Below are 14,425 nucleotides of genomic sequence, written 5' to 3' on the forward strand. Positions count from 1 at the left end.
ATGACCATCACCGCCTATGGAACCGGTGCCTATCGCGCGGCCAAGCCCAACGAATTCGTCTCGACCCGCGCCCAGTTCGACGATCTCCAGCGCCAGCTCGACACCAAGCAGCGCAGCACGAGCTATGGCGACCTCGGCATCGATCGGCGCGTCAGCCTCGATCTCAATGCCAAGATCTCCACCCTCAACTCCTGGCTGAGCGGCATCGATCTGAGCAATGTGAACGTGAAGCTGCAGACGACGTCGGTCGAGAACTTCGCGAAACTCACCAGCGAGACGCGCAACGACACGCGCTCCAACAGCTATGTGCCGAGCGCCAGCGGGCGGTCCTCGCCGCAGGTGCTGGCGGAGGAGAAGTTCAAGCAGACGCTCGACCTGCTGAACATTTCGGTCAACGGCCGCTACCTCTTCTCCGGCAAGACCTCGGACACGCAGCCCGCCGCCGGCTTCGACGAGATCATCAATGGCGACGGTGCCGGCAAGGCCGGGCTGAAGCAGCTGATCGACGAGCGCCGGCAGGCCGATTTCGGTTCCGGGCTCGGGCGGCTGACGGCCGGCGGCGCCGGCACGACGGCGACCATCGCCGAAGAGGCGACCGTTCATCCCTATGGTTTCAAGATCGCCGGCATTTCCGGCAGCTCCGCAGCGCTGGCGACGACGTTCAATCCCGGGCCGCCGGCGGATGTCTCCGTCAACGTCGCGTCGCAGCCGGTGGCGGGCGACACGGTGCGGCTCAAGCTCAACCTGCCGGACGGGACGCAGGAGGAAATCGTCCTCACGGCCCGCGCCACGGGAACGACCGGCTCGGATACCGATTCCTTCGAGATCGGCGCCGATCCCAACGCCACAGCGGCCAATCTGCGCAACTCGATCAACGCGGCTCTCGGCAAGGAGGCGAAGACGACGCTCTCGGCCGCCTCCTCGCAGGTTGCGGCCCAGGATTTCTTCGCGGGCAGCCTCAACAATCCGCCCAAGCGGGTACCGGGACCGCCCTTCGACACGGCCACAGCTGCGCCGACCAATGCGGGTGCCGCGGCGACGACCGTGATCTGGTATCGCGGCGATGACGGCGCTGATCCGGCGCGCAGCACCTCGACGGTCCAGATCGACCAGGGGCAAACGGTCGGGACAGGCGCCCGGGCGAATGAGGAGGCGTTCCGCGTCGGCCTCGCGCAGTTCGCGATCATGGCGGTCGAGAACTTCCCGGCCGGCGACGCCAATTCGCAGGCGCGCTACGAGGCGATGACGTCCCGCGTCAGCGAGAAGCTGGGTTTTGGGGGCAGCACCCAGAAGCCGGCGGAGATCATCACCGAGCTGGGCTCCGCCCAGACGGCGCTCGCCAGCGCCAAGGAGCGCCACCAGAGCACGAAGGATTACCTGACGACGACGCTCTCGGGCATCGAGAACGTCTCGACCGAGGACGTCGCGACGCAGATCCTGTCGCTGCAGACGCAGCTTCAGGCGAGCTATCAGGTGACCTCGATGCTCTCGAAGCTGTCGCTCACGAACTTCCTCTGAACGCCGCACTCGCCTGGCTACAAGCGAAAACGCCGCCCCTTCGGGCGGCGTTTTCGCTTGCGATCTCGTGAGCTGCTTTGGGTAACCCGTCAGCGGCCGCGCAGGCCGGCCGCGATGTCGCGGTTGATGTTGATCAGGATGCCGACACCTTGAGGCTGCGGATCGGCCGCGAGCTTGAAGGTGTGGTTGAAGATGAAATTGGCGAGGCTGAGGATGTTCTGCTTGATGCCGACCGGCAGCGGATTGTCCTCTGCGATCACGGCCGAGACGAGCAGCGTCCAGAGCCTGCGGTTATAGGTCAGGGCTTCGTCGAGCTCGCGCTCGCGCGCGGCCCAGTCGTCGGCGACGATCTGGAGGCGGGTAGCGGCCTTGATCAGGAGGGAGGCTTCGAGCTCGCGGGGTGAAACGACGGATTGGGCGGTCTTGGCGGCGGCGGCGTAGGCGTTAAACCCGTTTTGCATGCTCGATCAGTTCCGCTTCGTAGGCGATCAGCTTCTTGGCTGCCTTGAGAGCCTTATAGAGATCCCCGCTTAAGATGCAGTTATTGATCTCGTGAATATGCGGCAGAGCGCTGGGTGCGGCCTGGGCGAAATCGCGCACGAGCTCGAAGAAGATCTCGTGCTGGTGCGTCGGGTCTTGCGCCAGATACATCAGCTGGATGGCGAAGTAGATCTTCTTGGCCGGGCTGTCGGCGGTTGCTGCGGTCAGGATGTCCTTCTCCCGCAGGATCGGCGCGTCGCCTTCGATGAAGAAGCGCGTGCGCTGCTCGTCGTTGCGGATCACCACCTGTCCGATGATGATCCGTTCGCGCGGCTTGAGCTCGACCTTGAGAGCCATGTCTGTCCTGCCTTCTGGCGGAGGGGAGGGGGGCGAACCTGACCCGAAGGCGTCAGCCGAAGAGGCGCAGCACGCCCTGGTCGGCCTGGTTCGCCAGCGAGAGCGCGGTCTGCGAGAGCTGCTGGCGGGTGTTGAGCGCCAGGAGGCTCGCGCCTTCCTCGTTCGGGTCGGCCAGGACGAGGTTCCCCGCACCGGTCGTCAGAAGGTTGGACAGCTCCTTGGTGAAGTCCTGCCGGGTCTGCGCGACCGAGAGGTTGGAGCCCAGCGTCGAGGAGAGCGACTTCAGCGAGGTGAGGGCGCCGGTCAGGGACTGGGTGGCCTTGTCCAGGTCGGCATCGTTCTGGAAATTGACGAAGCCCGTGAGCTGTGTGTTGACGGCCTTCGGAATGCCGAGATTGTCCGAGGTCAGGTTGGAGCCCTGGATGTCGAGCTTGGTCTGGTTCTTGCCGGTCTTCTCGTTGAACTGGATGGTCAGACGGTCGCCGGCCAGCAGGTTGATGCCGTTGAAGCTCGAGTCCTTGGCGAGGTCGTCGATCTTGTTACGCAGGTCGTTGAACTGATCGATCAGGTTCGAGCGCACCGCGGAGGTGATGCTGGCTCCGACGATCGTGGTGCCGGCGGCGGTATTGTCGGTCAGCGCGAAGCCGAAATCGGTGTTGTCGCTGGCGACGCCGGAGGCCGTGGTCAGGGCTGTGGCGCCGGCCCCGGCGATTTCAGCCGCGGTCGGGGCGCCGGGCGCGGCCGGTGTGAAGGTCGCGGTGCCGATACCGAACTGAACCTTTTCGGAGCCAACGCCCTTGACGTTGAGCTGGCCCTTCTCGTCGACGAAGGCGGTCGCGATGCCCGACTTGTTGATCTCGTTGACGACGTCGCGAACGGTGGCGTTCGTGCTGAGGAAGCTGGCGGTATAGGTCGTCGAGCCCGAGGTCAGCGTGATTGAGGTCGTCGCCTCGTCGCCCGCGGCGAGAACCGGACCGCCGACATTACCGGAATACGTAGCGGTTGCGGCATTGGCGCCGGCGCCGTTGTCGTCGACCACGCGCTTGTCGAGGGCGATGTCCTTGAGGCTCTTGCTCGTCACCGCCGCTTCGGTCGCCGTGGCGAGAGTCGTGCCGGCCTTCGTCGGACGGTTCTGCGCGGCATCGGCCTGGGCCTGCTTGACCGTAGACTGCAGCGACTGGACGAGCTTGGTGATGCCGTCGATGCCCTTGGAGGCTGCCTGGATGGTCTGAATGCCGTTCGAGATGCCGTCGAGCAAGCCGGTGAGCTGGCTGGAGCGATCGTTCAGTGACAGGGCGGTGAAGTAGTTCACCGGGTTGTCGATCGCCGAGTTGACCTTCTTGCCGGTGGCGAGGCGGTTCTGGATGACGCTCTGCTGGGCCGTGGTCTGCTGCAGCGTCAGCAGGTTGTTGCGGACACCGCTGGAAAGGATCGTGCTGGCCATCTTCGGTCCCCTGAACGCGCGACTCCGGCGCGATGCAACCTGATTTCAGGGGTGATCATCCCGCGTTAGGGATAACAAAAGGTTAATCGCGGCGCCGATCCCGTTGCCGCGCCCAAACGAAAAAGCGGCGGAGCCGAAGCTCCGCCGCTCTTTGACTTCGCCCCGCGTTCTGCGGGCTGATCCGCTTCTGCGGACCGAAGATCAGAACAGGCGCAGGACCGCCTGGTCGCTCTGGTTCGAAAGCGACAGCGCCGTCTGCGAGAGCTGCTGACGGGTCTGCAGCGCGAGCAGGTTGGCGGCTTCCGAGTTGGCGTCGACGTTAACCAGATTGGAGGCGCCGGTGCTCAGCACGTCCGCCATGTCCTTGGTGAAGTCCTGACGGGTCTGCGCGACCGAGAGGCTGGCACCGAGGCTGGACGACAGCGACTTCAGCGAGGTCAGGGCGCCGGTGAGAGCCTTGGTCGCGGATTCGAGGTCGGAGTCGTTCTGGAAGTTGACCTGGCCGGCGAGCTGGGTGTTGCCAGCCTGGGCGATACCCAGGTTGTCGGAGGTGACGTCCGACCCCTGAATGTCGAGCTTGGTCTGGTTCTTGCCGGCCTTCTCGTTGAACTGGATCGACAGACGGTCACCCTTCAGCAGGTTGATGCCGTTGAAGCTCGAGTCCTTGGCGAGATCGTCGATCTTGCCGCGCAGGTCGTTGTACTGGTCGATCAGGTTCGAGCGCACCGCCGAGGTGATGCTCTGCCCCTTGATCGCGCCGGCGGTGGTGGCGTCAGCGGCCAGGAAGCCGATGGCGGTGTTGCTGGTGCCGGTACCGGCGGCGGTGATAGCGGCAGTGTTGGCCGTATCGATTTCCGCCGACGTGGGATTACCAGCGGAAGCCGCCGTCACGGCGGCGGTGCCGAAGCCGAACTCGACATCATCCGAGCCGGTGCCCTTGACGTTGAGCTGGCCCTTCTCGTCGACGAAGGCGGTGGCGACGCCCGACTTGTTGATCTCGTTGACGACGTCACGAACCGAGGCGTTCTTGGCGTCGAAGGAGGCGGTGTAGGTCGTAGACCCCGCCTTGATCGAGATAGCAGCGCGCACGCCGTCGGCGTCGTCGGCGATGCCCACGTCACCCGAGCTGGTTGCGGTCGCAGCGTCGGCGGTGGCGGCAGTGCCGCCGGTCACGTCGACAAGCTTCTTGTCGAGCGCGACGTCCTTGAGGCTCTTCGAGGTCGCGACCTGCTCGCCGGCCGTTGCGAGGGCCGTGCCGGCCTTGGTCGGGCGGTTCTGAGCCGCGTCCGACTGCGCCTGCTTGATGGTCGACTGCAGGGAGCTCACCAGCTTGGTGATGCCGTCGATGCCCTTGGAGGCCGCCTGGATGGTCTGGATGCCGTTCGACATGCCGTCGAGCAAGCCGGTGAGCTGGCTGGAACGGTCATTGAGCGAAGCGGCGGTGAAGTAGTTGACGGGATTGTCGACTGCCGAGTTCACCTTCTTGCCCGTCGCCAGCTTGAACTGGGAAGCCTGGGCCTGGGCGGTGATCGACTGCAGCGACGAGAGCGCGTTGCGCACGCCCGCATTGAGAGAGACGGCCATCTGTTTTTACCTTCTGGTAGGATGCCTTCTGGCGTCCGGGCCGTTCTGGCCAGGACGGGGCGACCCTGGAGCGCCAGCCCGTAACAACCGGTAAATTTCCCTCCGCAAATTGAGCGCAAGGCGGGGCTCGTCGGACCATGGTTAAGCAGGCGCTAATGGTCTCGGAACGCCTGAACAGGCGGCGGTGCGCCGACGCAAAAACGCCCGCGCGGGGCGCGGGCGACATGCCGTCGGCAATCGGGATGGAACGAGCGAGACGTCAGGCCGTGCGTTCGACCTGGTGGCGTTCTTCCTCGGTCTCGCGCGCCCGATCGCTGAGTTCGCGGGAATAGGCGCGCAGCTTCAGCAGGACCTCGTCGGGCAGCTGCGAGATCGTCTCGCCCGTGTCGCGATCCTTCTTCTGCAGCACGACCGCCCGGGTCTGCGGGTCGATGACGAGCTTGCGTTCCACGGTCTCGTCGACGGTGCGGTTGGCGGTGCGTCCATTTTGGTCATTGAAGAAGGCGCGGCGTTCGCCGTTTGCACGGCTCTGCGCATCGCGAGCCTCCGCACGAACCTCGACATTCACCGCTGCGCCGGCTGAAGCGGATTGGACGGTCTTCTCGGGCGGAAGGTCGACAGCGACGCTGCCCGGCTGCGCGGTAACGTCGGAGCGGGTAACCGGCGGGCCGGCGGTCGGCGCCACGATTCTGGGTGCGTTGCCGAATTCCATGACCACTCCTTCTGGAGCCGTTCGCGGCGCCGTTGCGCCGGTCTTCTCGGTTGCCGGAAGCAGGACACACCTGCCCGACACTGCCGATCGTGACAGAAAAGATTGAATCTGCCGTTAGGGAATTAGGTAAATATTGAGGGCTTCCGGCGCAGCCGCGCCGGATACGCAAGGCGAGTTACCGCCTGGAGCGAACTGCGTCTCACAGGCTCCGCGAGACGACGAGCGGGCCGGAGTTCGGCCGGGCGAAGGCGCCGGCGCCGACGGAGGCGGCGGGGCCATAGCCATTCGCGCGCATGGGCCTGTTGGCGTCGGCGGCCAGGTCGCGGATGACGGATTCCGAAACGGCACGAGCTGTCGCCAGCACGATCTGGTTGGTCTCGATCAGGTTCTGGAAGGCGAGGTGGGCGTTCTTCAGGCGCTTGACCTGATCGGGCGCGAAGCGGGCGAGAGCGACCGCGTTGAGCTTCACCTGCTCGACGCCGCGCATATAGATGCCGGCGAGCTCGGTCTTGCGCGGCTCGCGGGTCATCGCCTCCGGCAGGCGGCCTGCGCGGACGAGTTCAGTCTCTTCGCCGACGAGATGCGACAAGGCTCCGAGCGCCTCCAGCACGGCCTCGATCAGCGCACGCGCACTCAGCGCATCGGCGATGCGCGGCCTCTCATCCAGGATCAGGTTAGCCACTGACATTCTGTGCTCCGGACGCGGACTGCTCCTGAAGATTGATCAGGTCGCGCATGATCTGGTCGGAAAGGCCGACGCCGCCGGCCTTCTGGATCTGCTTGGCGTATTGCTGGCTGAGCTGCGAGCGCCAGATGCCGCCGCCGGTACCGTTCTCGCCGAGCGGCCCTTCGGTGCCGTCGCTCGCCGTCAGGCGGTCGGTCATCTGCTCGAGGAACATCGTCTCGAAATCATCCGCCTGTTTCTTGAGCTTGGCCTTGGCCGGGTCGAGCGCGTCGGCGATGCCGTTGGCGACTTTCCCGGCGATGCCGAGCGCGAGATTGGCGGCGGGGAGGGCGAGAGCGGCGGTCATCACATCACCTCGATTTCGGCCTGCAGGGCGCCTGCCGACTTGATGGCCTGGAGAATGGAGATCAGGTCGCGCGGGCCGATGCCGAGCGCGTTCAACCCGTCGACGAGCTCGGCCAGGGTCACGCTTTCCTTGACGAGGGCGAGCTTGTTGCCACCGCCGGTGTCGACCTTGACGCTGGTCTGCGGCGTCACGACAGTGCGGCCGCGGGCGAATTCGTTGGGCTGGCTGACCTGCGGCGTTTCGCTGATCGTGACGGTGAGGTTGCCCTGAGCGACCGCGACGGTTGAGACGCGCACGTCCTTGCCCATGACGATGATGCCGGAGCGCTCGTCGATGACGATGCGGGCGAGCTGGTCGGGCTCGATGCGCAGCTGCTCGATGTCGGTGAGCAGCCGGATCATGTTGCCCTTGAAGCGGGGCGGGATCTGCAGGACGACGGTCGAGGGGTCGGTCGGCTCGGCGGAGTCGCCGCCGACGAAGTCGTTGATCGCGGCGGCCATGCGGCGGGCCGTGGTCAGGTCGGGGTTGCGCAGCGACAGGCGCAGCGTCGAGAGCTTGTTCAGGGCGAAGTCGATCTCGCGCTCGACCACGCCGCCATTGGCGATGCGGCCGACGGTCGGCACGCCGCGGGTGATCTTGCTGGCCTCGCCTTCAGCGGAGAAGCCGGAGATCGCCACAGGTCCCTGCGACACCGCATAGACCTCGCCGTCGGCGCCGAGCAGCGGGGTGACAAGCAGCGTGCCGCCCTGCAGCGACTTGGCATCGCCCATGGCCGAGACGGTGACGTCGACGCGGGTGCCCTGAGTGGAGAAGGGGGGCAGGTTGGCGGTCACCATCACGGCGGCGACGTTGGCGGTGCGCATGTTGGCGCCGCGCGTGTTGACGCCGAGGCGCTCGAGCATCGCCTGCAGCGACTGCTTGGTGAAGGGGGTATTGTTGAGCGTGTCGCCGGTGCCGTTGAGGCCGACGACGATGCCGTAGCCGAGCAGCTGGTTGGTGCGCACGCCCTCGACCGCGGCGAGATCCTTGATGCGCGAGAGCGCGAACACCGGCTGCGACGACAAGCCGATCGCCACGGCCAGCAGGGCGGCCAGCGGCTTCAGCAGAGTCGACAGGGCGGAGTTGCGGAACATGCTGCGGCACCAGGGGACAGTTCTAAAGTCCGTCGGCCCTTGCGAGCGGCGTGCCAGTCAGCTCAAAATTGAAAAGCCTTGTTTGTCAGTCATTTGGAGTTATGCGCCATTGTCGGCTTCGACTTGCCGACGCTGCGCTTCCTGCCGGGGCGGCAGTTTCTGCCGGGCAATTTACCGGCTGTTAACCATGCCGGGCGAGGTTGGGAATTCCATTACACGAGGCCGCCGATGATCAGGATCGACCAGCGCGCGCCCGTTTCGAACGCCGGCCCGGCCAGTTCCGCAAGGCGCTCGAGCGGCGCTTCCTTCGCGCTTCCGACGCAGGATTCCGCCACGGCGAGCCGCAGCAGCGGGGTCGGCGCGACTGGGCCGCTCGATACGCTGCTGGCGGTGCAGGCGCAGGAGGATACGCAGGAGCGCAAGCGCCGGCAGGCCCGGCGCGGGCACGATCTGCTCGACGGGCTCGACCGGCTGAAGGCGGCGCTGCTCGCCGGCCGGGTGCTGCCTTCCGAGCTGGAGAGGCTGCGCACGGCGCTGGCGCTCCGGCGCGAGACGACCGACGATCCGCGGCTCGACGAGGTGCTGGCCCATATCGAGCTGCGTGCCGCGGTGGAACTCGCCAAGCTCAGCCGGTAGCCGGCTTCGCCGGATTGCCCGAGACGGAGCATCGCGGCAGAGCGCGAATCCTCATTTGAGCGGGGTGCAGTCGCTCGGTGGCGGCGCGCCTTTGAAGCGCTGTTCCATCCAGTCCACCGCAGCGGCGGCACTGTCCTGGGCTGCCGGCAGATGGCCCACGCCCTGCAGGGCCTCGAACCGCACCGCACTTCCGGCGGCGCAGAGCTTGTCTGCATAGTTGCGCGTGACCTGCGGTCTGACCAGCGTGTCCTCCGTGCCCTGCGCGAGAAAGACTGGGATGCCGCGCGGCACGAGACCGGGCGAATTCCGGTCGAGAAGAGAGTGCCAGGGCTGGCGGGCGGCAAAGTCTTCGTCAATGAGGAACTTGCGCTCCAGCGCCTTGGTCGGGCGCAACCGGCTCAGGATGTCGGGCAGGCTTTCGATGCAGTCCGCGGCGAGCGTGTCGACGACCGGGATCGCCTGCTCGTAGATGATCTTCGTCAGGGGGGCCTTGTAGACGCGCGTCCATGACCAGAGGGTCATCGCGGTCAGATTGCGGCCGCCATCGGTGTCGATGTCGTCGGCCAGGAGCGGGCCGAGCTCGGTCGCAGGGGCGGCGGCCGCGACGCCGACCAGATTGAGTTCGGGGGCCAGGCGTTTCGCCAGAATGCCGGTGAACAGCGCCGCGTGTCCCCCCTGCGAATGACCCCAGACGGCGAAGCGTCGCCCGGCGGAGGCGCCGGCAAGCTGACGGGCCGCCCGCACCGAGTCGATCACGGACCGGCCCTCGCTCTCACCGACCAGATAGGGATGTGTCCCCGGCGCGCCGAGGCCCGGATAGTCCGTCGCCGCGACGATGTATCCGCGCGCGATCATCGCGCGCAGGCCCTGGATGGACTGGAAGATGTCGCCGGCGCGCGATGGTCCGCATTGCGGCTGGACGCCGGTCGTCGGATGAGCCCAGGCCACGATCGGACGGCCCCCCGGCGGAACCGGGCCTGAGGGGACGATCGCGACGCCGGACACGGCGATCGGCTTTCCGTCGAGCCCGAGCGAGCGATAGAGCATCCGATAGGCGGTTGCGCCCTCAGGCGTTCCGTTCAGGGTTTCCGTCCGGATCACCGTTCCGGGGCGCCCACCGGCGATTTCGGCGGTCGTCGGCGTGTAGAAATCCGACTGTGCCCCGGCCGGGGAGGTGGAGAAGGCAGCCGACATCGAGATCAGTAGGGCGATGACGAGCCGCATAAATGTTTCTCCGTCGAGCGGGCGCAGACTTCAGCTTCTCCGGTGACTAGCCCAGATATCGTTTAGCAATTGCTTCAGCGGCCGGGCATCGGTCGCAGCCGGGCGCCGGCGCCGCTCACCGGATGAACTGGTCTGCGTATTCGGCGCCCAGCCCATTGCCCGCGTAGTGCGCCCTGCATTTGTCGATGCGGGTGAAGACGTCGTCATAGCCCAGGCACTTGCCGTCCGGGTCGACATAGATCATCGCGCCGTTGACCTGGAACATGGTGATCATCTCCTCGACATCGGGATCGACCACCAGCGTATGCGTCTCGCCCGGCGCCTCGTAGACATAGGCGCCTTCGGTCGCGACCCAGTCATGCTCGAGGTAGCGCCACTTGCCCTTGAGCACATAGCCATGGACCGGCAGTGGGTGACGATGGCGCGAGAGCACGCCGGCGCGGCGCACCTTGAGCAGGTTCATCCAGTATCCCCGCGAGACGCAAAAGAGGAGGGGACGGAACCAGACATTGTCGTCCACCGGCACCCAGACGCGGTCGTCGGTGGGGATCACATTGGGGACGATCAGCTCCGGCGGCGATTCCTTCGGTTGCGGGTGGCGATAGGGCGTCCAGCGCTCCTCCTGCGTGGCCGCGACGGGCATCGGGCTCGTCGTGTTCATGGCGTCTCTCCCGTGCTGATGTTCTGCTTCAAGTGGTGCTCAATCCGATTCAACGCTTCCATCCAAGCTATTGAGACGGAAACGCTTTTCTAGACTGCGAGATAGCCGCCATCGACCGGCAGGATCGCGCCGGTGACGAATTGCGCCGCATCGGACAACAAGAAGGCGATGGCGCCGCCGACATCGCCCGGCTTGCCCCAGCGACCCATTGGCGTCCGCGCGAGGATCGGGGCGGAGCGCTCGGCGTCCTCGACCAGCGGCCGGGTCAATTCGGTCTCGATCCAGCCCGGCGCCACCGCGTTGACGCGGATGCCCTCCGGTGCCCAGGCGGCAGCGAGCGATTTGGTGAGCTGGCCGATGCCGCCCTTGGAGGCCGCATAGCCGGGGGCGAAGGGCGAGCCGTGGAAGGTCAGCATCGAGGCGATGTTGACAATGGCGCCGCCGGCCTTGTCCGCGCCATTGGCGGCGAGCTTGTCCTTGGCGGCGATGCACATCCGCATCGTGCCGTTGAGGTTGACCTCTATGGTCAGGCGGAAGGCGTCGATCTCGAATTCCTTGCCGCCGCGCTGGATCATGCCGGCGCAGTTCACCAGCGCGTCAAGGCGCGGACAGGTCGCGACGATGGCAGCGACCTGGTCGTCGCTGGTCACGTCGAGCCGGGCGTGGCGGATGGCCGGGTGGGCCGGCGACGCCACGACTTCCTCCTCGGTCAGGCCCGTGGCGAGAACGTCGTAGCCGGCCTGGGCCAAAGCGAGGGCGGCGCCTGCGCCGATGCCCCCCGTGCCGCCGGTGACGAGAGCGAATTTGGTCGAGGTCGATTGTGTCATGGACCGAAGGCTAGTGCGGCCTTCGGCAACGGGAAAGGCGGCCCCGTGCAGGCCGCCATGCAATGGCGGCCGGGCCGGCTACTGGAGCTTGTATTTGAGGGAGAGCATGGCCTGGCCACGCGTCTCGTAGTCGGAGGCGACGAGCGGAAGCTTGCGCGCCAGCGTCACATCGAAGGAGGTCTGCCAGGGCAGGTCGGCGAGCTTGGCGAGATCGATCGAGAGCTTCATCTCCGGCGTCAATGCCGTGTGGAGACCGTCGCCGGCGGCGAAGACGTAGTTGCCGGCCATCGCGAGCTGGGAGGTCAGGGTGAGGTGGGGGAGCAACTCCTGTCGATAGCCGATCAGCGCTTCGCCGATCTGCTCGGGATTGCCGTAGAGCGAGCCGCCGCCACCGGTGGCAACGCCCCAGATGAATCCCGGCCCCGTGCCGATAGGCTGGGCGAGCCGCCAGTTCAGCCGCGCATCACGCGTTGCACCGGCGCTTGCCGGAGCGGAGAGCGTGGTCGAGAGCGAGAAGACATCCTGGCCAAGCTTGAAGCCGACAGACCGGTCCTGGGCGGCGCTCATCGTATCCTGCCGCGCCGCGAAGCCGTTGCGGATGATGTCGACCGGGATCGGAGCCCGGGCACGCAGGTGAGCGCCGGAGTTGGCGTTGGCGCGGCCGAGCGCCGCGAGTGCCGGATTGAAGAGGACCGCATCGCTGCTGGAGTCGGCCGTGACGGCGGCTTCCATCTCCGCGGCATCGGGATCCTGCAGGGCTGCGCGTGGGATCGGCAACTGCACGGCAGCTTCCTGCAGAGCGTCCTGAGCCGGCGCCGGAGCGGGAGAGAGTGAGGTGGCAAGGAGCAGGGCCGCCGGTTTCCAGGCAGCACTGCGGGCAGATATGAAGCGAAACACGTCGTTCGTCCTGTCGCTATGACGAGCGGCAGATCAGGTTAGGCTGGGAAGGTGCCGATTTTGCGGCGGTGCAACATGACCGGCAGGGGGGCGACAGATTGCCCGAAAGCTGCGCTTCCCCCGCCGGCCCGAACCCGCTAGGAAGCGACCAGCCGGGGACCGTGGCCGAAAGCCGCAGTTTCGGATCGTTCTATCTGGAGAGAACAGGGGTCATCGCATGAGCAAGATCAAGGTCGCCAACCCGGTCGTCGACATGGACGGCGACGAGATGACCCGGATCATCTGGCAGAAGATCAAGGACACGCTGATCTTCCCGTATCTCGACCTCGAGCTCGACTACTACGACCTCTCCGTCGAGAACCGCGACGCCACCAACGACCAGGTCACGATCGACGCGGCCAACGCCACGAAGAAGCACGGCGTCGCCGTGAAGTGCGCGACCATCACGCCGGACGAGGCGCGCGTGGAGGAATTCAAGCTCAAGCAGATGTGGAAGTCGCCGAACGGCACGATCCGCAACATCCTCGGCGGCGTGATCTTCCGCGAGCCGATCATCTGCAAGAACGTGCCGCGCCTCGTGCCGGGCTGGACCCAGCCGATCGTGATCGGCCGCCACGCCTATGGCGACCAGTACCGCGCCACCGACTTCAAGTTTCCGGGCAAGGGCACGCTTTCGATCAAGTTCGTCGGCGAGGACGGCGCGGTGATCGAGAAGGAAGTCTTCAAGGCCCCGGACGCCGGCGTCGCCATGGCGATGTACAATCTCGACGATTCGATCCGCGACTTCGCGCGGGCGTCGCTGAACTACGGCCTGATCCGCAAGTACCCGGTCTATCTCTCGACCAAGAACACCATCCTCAAGACCTATGACGGCCGCTTCAAGGACATCTTCCAGGAGATCTACGAGAAGGAGTTCAAGGCCGAATTCGACAAGCTCGGCATCACCTACGAGCACCGCCTGATCGACGACATGGTGGCGTCGGCGATGAAGTGGTCCGGGGGCTATGTCTGGGCCTGCAAGAACTACGACGGCGACGTGCAGTCCGACACCGTGGCGCAGGGCTTCGGTTCGCTCGGTCTGATGACCTCGGTGCTGATGACGCCTGACGGCAAGACCGTCGAGGCCGAGGCCGCGCATGGCACGGTGACCCGCCACTACCGCGAGCACCAGAAGGGCCGCGAGACCTCGACCAATTCGATCGCCTCGATCTTCGCCTGGACGCGTGGCCTCGCCCACCGTGCCAAGCTCGACAACAACGCCGAGCTCGCGAAGTTCGCCTCGCTGCTCGAGAAGGTCACGGTCGACACCGTCGAGGCAGGCGACATGACCAAGGATCTCGCCCTGCTCGTCGGCGCCGAGCAGAAGTGGCTCTCGACCACCGGCTTCCTCGAGAAGGTCAGCGAGAACATGAAGAAGGCGATGGCGGCCTGAGACTGCCTCCCCGCGTACGTCATCAAGCCCGGCCGAAAGGCCGGGCTTTTTCGTTGGCGCCTTGCGCAACGGATGGAACGCGCGGGCCCTCCGGGCGTTCTCGACCGCCGGACGACGTGACCGCTTGCTCTTATATCGATATGATGAGCGCCGATGCGGATAGGCGCCTCGTGCACAGGGATGGCGAGCCCTATCCCGCGGGCGAGGGGCGCTGACTGTCGCCGCATTCTGAAGAAGACTGGCCGATACGGAGAGCTGGGATGCCTGAGAACGCTTCGCAGATGGAGCTCGATGAGCGGATCGCCATTGCCCGGAGGAATATCGCCGAGCTGATGGAGCAGGCGACGGGCGTGTCAGGCGCCGCCGCCGAGGAGCGCCTGGCGACGCGGCTCAACGAGCAGCAGGATCTGCTCAACGAGCTGCTCAAGAAGCGCGAAGCGATGGGCTGAGGCGCCCGCCGAACGGCTGCTGCTGCCGAGTGCCTTATGG

Annotated in this window: 16 protein-coding genes; 4 read left to right on the plus strand and 12 right to left on the minus strand. The window is 66.0% G+C overall.

The features are described from left to right. Complete coding sequence (locus AC1DNE_RS02495) at positions 1-1,518, plus strand: flagellin (protein ID WP_441469558.1); 1,518 nt, start codon at positions 1-3, stop codon at positions 1,516-1,518. 89 nt (positions 1,519-1,607) lie between these two features. Here AC1DNE_RS02495 and flaF read toward each other — a convergent pair whose 3' ends face one another. The 8 genes from flaF to AC1DNE_RS02535 all read right to left on the minus strand — a co-directional run bounded on the left by flaF (position 1,608) and on the right by AC1DNE_RS02535 (position 8,259). Next, positions 1,608-1,979 (minus strand): flagellar biosynthesis regulator FlaF, encoded by a 372-nt coding sequence (gene flaF / locus AC1DNE_RS02500; RefSeq protein ID WP_441469557.1) that lies wholly within the window; start codon positions 1,977-1,979, stop codon positions 1,608-1,610. Beyond that, positions 1,963-2,355, minus strand: a complete 393-nt coding sequence (flbT, locus tag AC1DNE_RS02505; protein WP_441469556.1) for a flagellar biosynthesis repressor FlbT — start codon at positions 2,353-2,355, stop codon at positions 1,963-1,965. Before flbT ends, flaF begins: the two co-directional genes overlap by 17 nt. A 52-nt stretch (positions 2,356-2,407) precedes the next feature. Beyond that, positions 2,408-3,799 carry a flagellin N-terminal helical domain-containing protein gene (locus AC1DNE_RS02510; RefSeq protein WP_441469555.1) on the minus strand — a complete coding sequence of 464 codons (1,392 nt, stop codon included), beginning with the start codon at positions 3,797-3,799 and terminating at the stop codon, positions 2,408-2,410. 201 nt (positions 3,800-4,000) lie between these two features. Continuing rightward, positions 4,001-5,383, minus strand: a complete 1,383-nt coding sequence (locus tag AC1DNE_RS02515; protein WP_441469554.1) for a flagellin N-terminal helical domain-containing protein — start codon at positions 5,381-5,383, stop codon at positions 4,001-4,003. Positions 5,384-5,642: 259 nt separating this feature from the next. After that, positions 5,643-6,095, minus strand: a complete 453-nt coding sequence (locus AC1DNE_RS02520; RefSeq protein ID WP_441469553.1) for a hypothetical protein — start codon at positions 6,093-6,095, stop codon at positions 5,643-5,645. 199 nt (positions 6,096-6,294) lie between these two features. Further along, on the minus strand, positions 6,295-6,783 hold the full coding sequence (locus AC1DNE_RS02525; RefSeq protein WP_441469552.1) for a hypothetical protein: 489 nt from the start codon (positions 6,781-6,783) through the stop codon (positions 6,295-6,297). Then, on the minus strand, positions 6,770-7,126 hold the full coding sequence (locus AC1DNE_RS02530; RefSeq protein WP_441469551.1) for a rod-binding protein: 357 nt from the start codon (positions 7,124-7,126) through the stop codon (positions 6,770-6,772). Before AC1DNE_RS02530 ends, AC1DNE_RS02525 begins: the two co-directional genes overlap by 14 nt. After that, positions 7,126-8,259: a flagellar basal body P-ring protein FlgI gene (locus AC1DNE_RS02535; RefSeq protein WP_441469550.1), complete on the minus strand. Its 1,134-nt coding sequence runs from the start codon at positions 8,257-8,259 to the stop codon at positions 7,126-7,128. The genes AC1DNE_RS02530 and AC1DNE_RS02535 overlap by 1 nt, the downstream gene beginning before the upstream one ends. A 228-nt stretch (positions 8,260-8,487) precedes the next feature. On the opposite strand from AC1DNE_RS02535, the gene AC1DNE_RS02540 reads away from it, so the two are divergent. Beyond that, the gene (locus tag AC1DNE_RS02540) at positions 8,488-8,895 is read left to right on the plus strand and encodes a flagellar assembly protein FliX (RefSeq protein ID WP_441469549.1); all 408 of its coding nucleotides are present in this window, start codon (positions 8,488-8,490) and stop codon (positions 8,893-8,895) included. Between the two features lie 51 nt (positions 8,896-8,946). On the opposite strand, the gene AC1DNE_RS02545 is transcribed toward AC1DNE_RS02540, so the two are convergent. The 4 genes from AC1DNE_RS02545 to AC1DNE_RS02560 form a co-directional block, all read right to left on the minus strand. Beyond that, positions 8,947-10,119 (minus strand): alpha/beta fold hydrolase, encoded by a 1,173-nt coding sequence (locus AC1DNE_RS02545; RefSeq protein WP_441469548.1) that lies wholly within the window; start codon positions 10,117-10,119, stop codon positions 8,947-8,949. Positions 10,120-10,234: 115 nt separating this feature from the next. Beyond that, positions 10,235-10,780, minus strand: coding sequence for a 2,4'-dihydroxyacetophenone dioxygenase family protein (locus tag AC1DNE_RS02550; RefSeq protein ID WP_441469547.1), 546 nt, complete (start codon positions 10,778-10,780; stop codon positions 10,235-10,237). A gap of 89 nt (positions 10,781-10,869) precedes the next feature. Further along, positions 10,870-11,607: an SDR family NAD(P)-dependent oxidoreductase gene (locus AC1DNE_RS02555; RefSeq protein WP_441469546.1), complete on the minus strand. Its 738-nt coding sequence runs from the start codon at positions 11,605-11,607 to the stop codon at positions 10,870-10,872. A 78-nt stretch (positions 11,608-11,685) separates the two neighbouring features. Next, positions 11,686-12,504: a hypothetical protein gene (locus AC1DNE_RS02560; RefSeq protein ID WP_476765503.1), complete on the minus strand. Its 819-nt coding sequence runs from the start codon at positions 12,502-12,504 to the stop codon at positions 11,686-11,688. Positions 12,505-12,721: 217 nt separating this feature from the next. Between AC1DNE_RS02560 and AC1DNE_RS02565 the strand changes: the two genes are divergently transcribed. Further along, positions 12,722-13,936, plus strand: coding sequence for an NADP-dependent isocitrate dehydrogenase (locus AC1DNE_RS02565; protein ID WP_441469544.1), 1,215 nt, complete (start codon positions 12,722-12,724; stop codon positions 13,934-13,936). A 260-nt stretch (positions 13,937-14,196) separates the two neighbouring features. Next, the gene (locus AC1DNE_RS02570) at positions 14,197-14,385 is read left to right on the plus strand and encodes a hypothetical protein (RefSeq protein ID WP_055728979.1); all 189 of its coding nucleotides are present in this window, start codon (positions 14,197-14,199) and stop codon (positions 14,383-14,385) included. The last annotated feature ends 40 nt before the right edge of the window (positions 14,386-14,425 follow it).

Source organism: Allobosea sp. 05L423 (genome assembly GCF_056397745.1).

What these genes read in the sequence shown, in the direction of transcription:
- AC1DNE_RS02495 (WP_441469558.1), top strand. Translation starts at nt 1, where the DNA reads ATGACCATCACCGCCTATGGAACCGGTGCCTATCGCGCGGCCAAGCCC.
- flaF (WP_441469557.1), bottom strand. Translation starts at nt 1,979, where the DNA reads ATGCAAAACGGGTTTAACGCCTACGCCGCCGCCGCCAAGACCGCCCAA.
- flbT (WP_441469556.1), bottom strand. Translation starts at nt 2,355, where the DNA reads ATGGCTCTCAAGGTCGAGCTCAAGCCGCGCGAACGGATCATCATCGGA.
- AC1DNE_RS02510 (WP_441469555.1), bottom strand. Translation starts at nt 3,799, where the DNA reads ATGGCCAGCACGATCCTTTCCAGCGGTGTCCGCAACAACCTGCTGACG.
- AC1DNE_RS02515 (WP_441469554.1), bottom strand. Translation starts at nt 5,383, where the DNA reads ATGGCCGTCTCTCTCAATGCGGGCGTGCGCAACGCGCTCTCGTCGCTG.
- AC1DNE_RS02520 (WP_441469553.1), bottom strand. Translation starts at nt 6,095, where the DNA reads ATGGAATTCGGCAACGCACCCAGAATCGTGGCGCCGACCGCCGGCCCG.
- AC1DNE_RS02525 (WP_441469552.1), bottom strand. Translation starts at nt 6,783, where the DNA reads ATGTCAGTGGCTAACCTGATCCTGGATGAGAGGCCGCGCATCGCCGAT.
- AC1DNE_RS02530 (WP_441469551.1), bottom strand. Translation starts at nt 7,126, where the DNA reads ATGACCGCCGCTCTCGCCCTCCCCGCCGCCAATCTCGCGCTCGGCATC.
- AC1DNE_RS02535 (WP_441469550.1), bottom strand. Translation starts at nt 8,259, where the DNA reads ATGTTCCGCAACTCCGCCCTGTCGACTCTGCTGAAGCCGCTGGCCGCC.
- AC1DNE_RS02540 (WP_441469549.1), top strand. Translation starts at nt 8,488, where the DNA reads ATGATCAGGATCGACCAGCGCGCGCCCGTTTCGAACGCCGGCCCGGCC.
- AC1DNE_RS02545 (WP_441469548.1), bottom strand. Translation starts at nt 10,119, where the DNA reads ATGCGGCTCGTCATCGCCCTACTGATCTCGATGTCGGCTGCCTTCTCC.
- AC1DNE_RS02550 (WP_441469547.1), bottom strand. Translation starts at nt 10,780, where the DNA reads ATGAACACGACGAGCCCGATGCCCGTCGCGGCCACGCAGGAGGAGCGC.
- AC1DNE_RS02555 (WP_441469546.1), bottom strand. Translation starts at nt 11,607, where the DNA reads ATGACACAATCGACCTCGACCAAATTCGCTCTCGTCACCGGCGGCACG.
- AC1DNE_RS02565 (WP_441469544.1), top strand. Translation starts at nt 12,722, where the DNA reads ATGAGCAAGATCAAGGTCGCCAACCCGGTCGTCGACATGGACGGCGAC.
- AC1DNE_RS02570 (WP_055728979.1), top strand. Translation starts at nt 14,197, where the DNA reads ATGCCTGAGAACGCTTCGCAGATGGAGCTCGATGAGCGGATCGCCATT.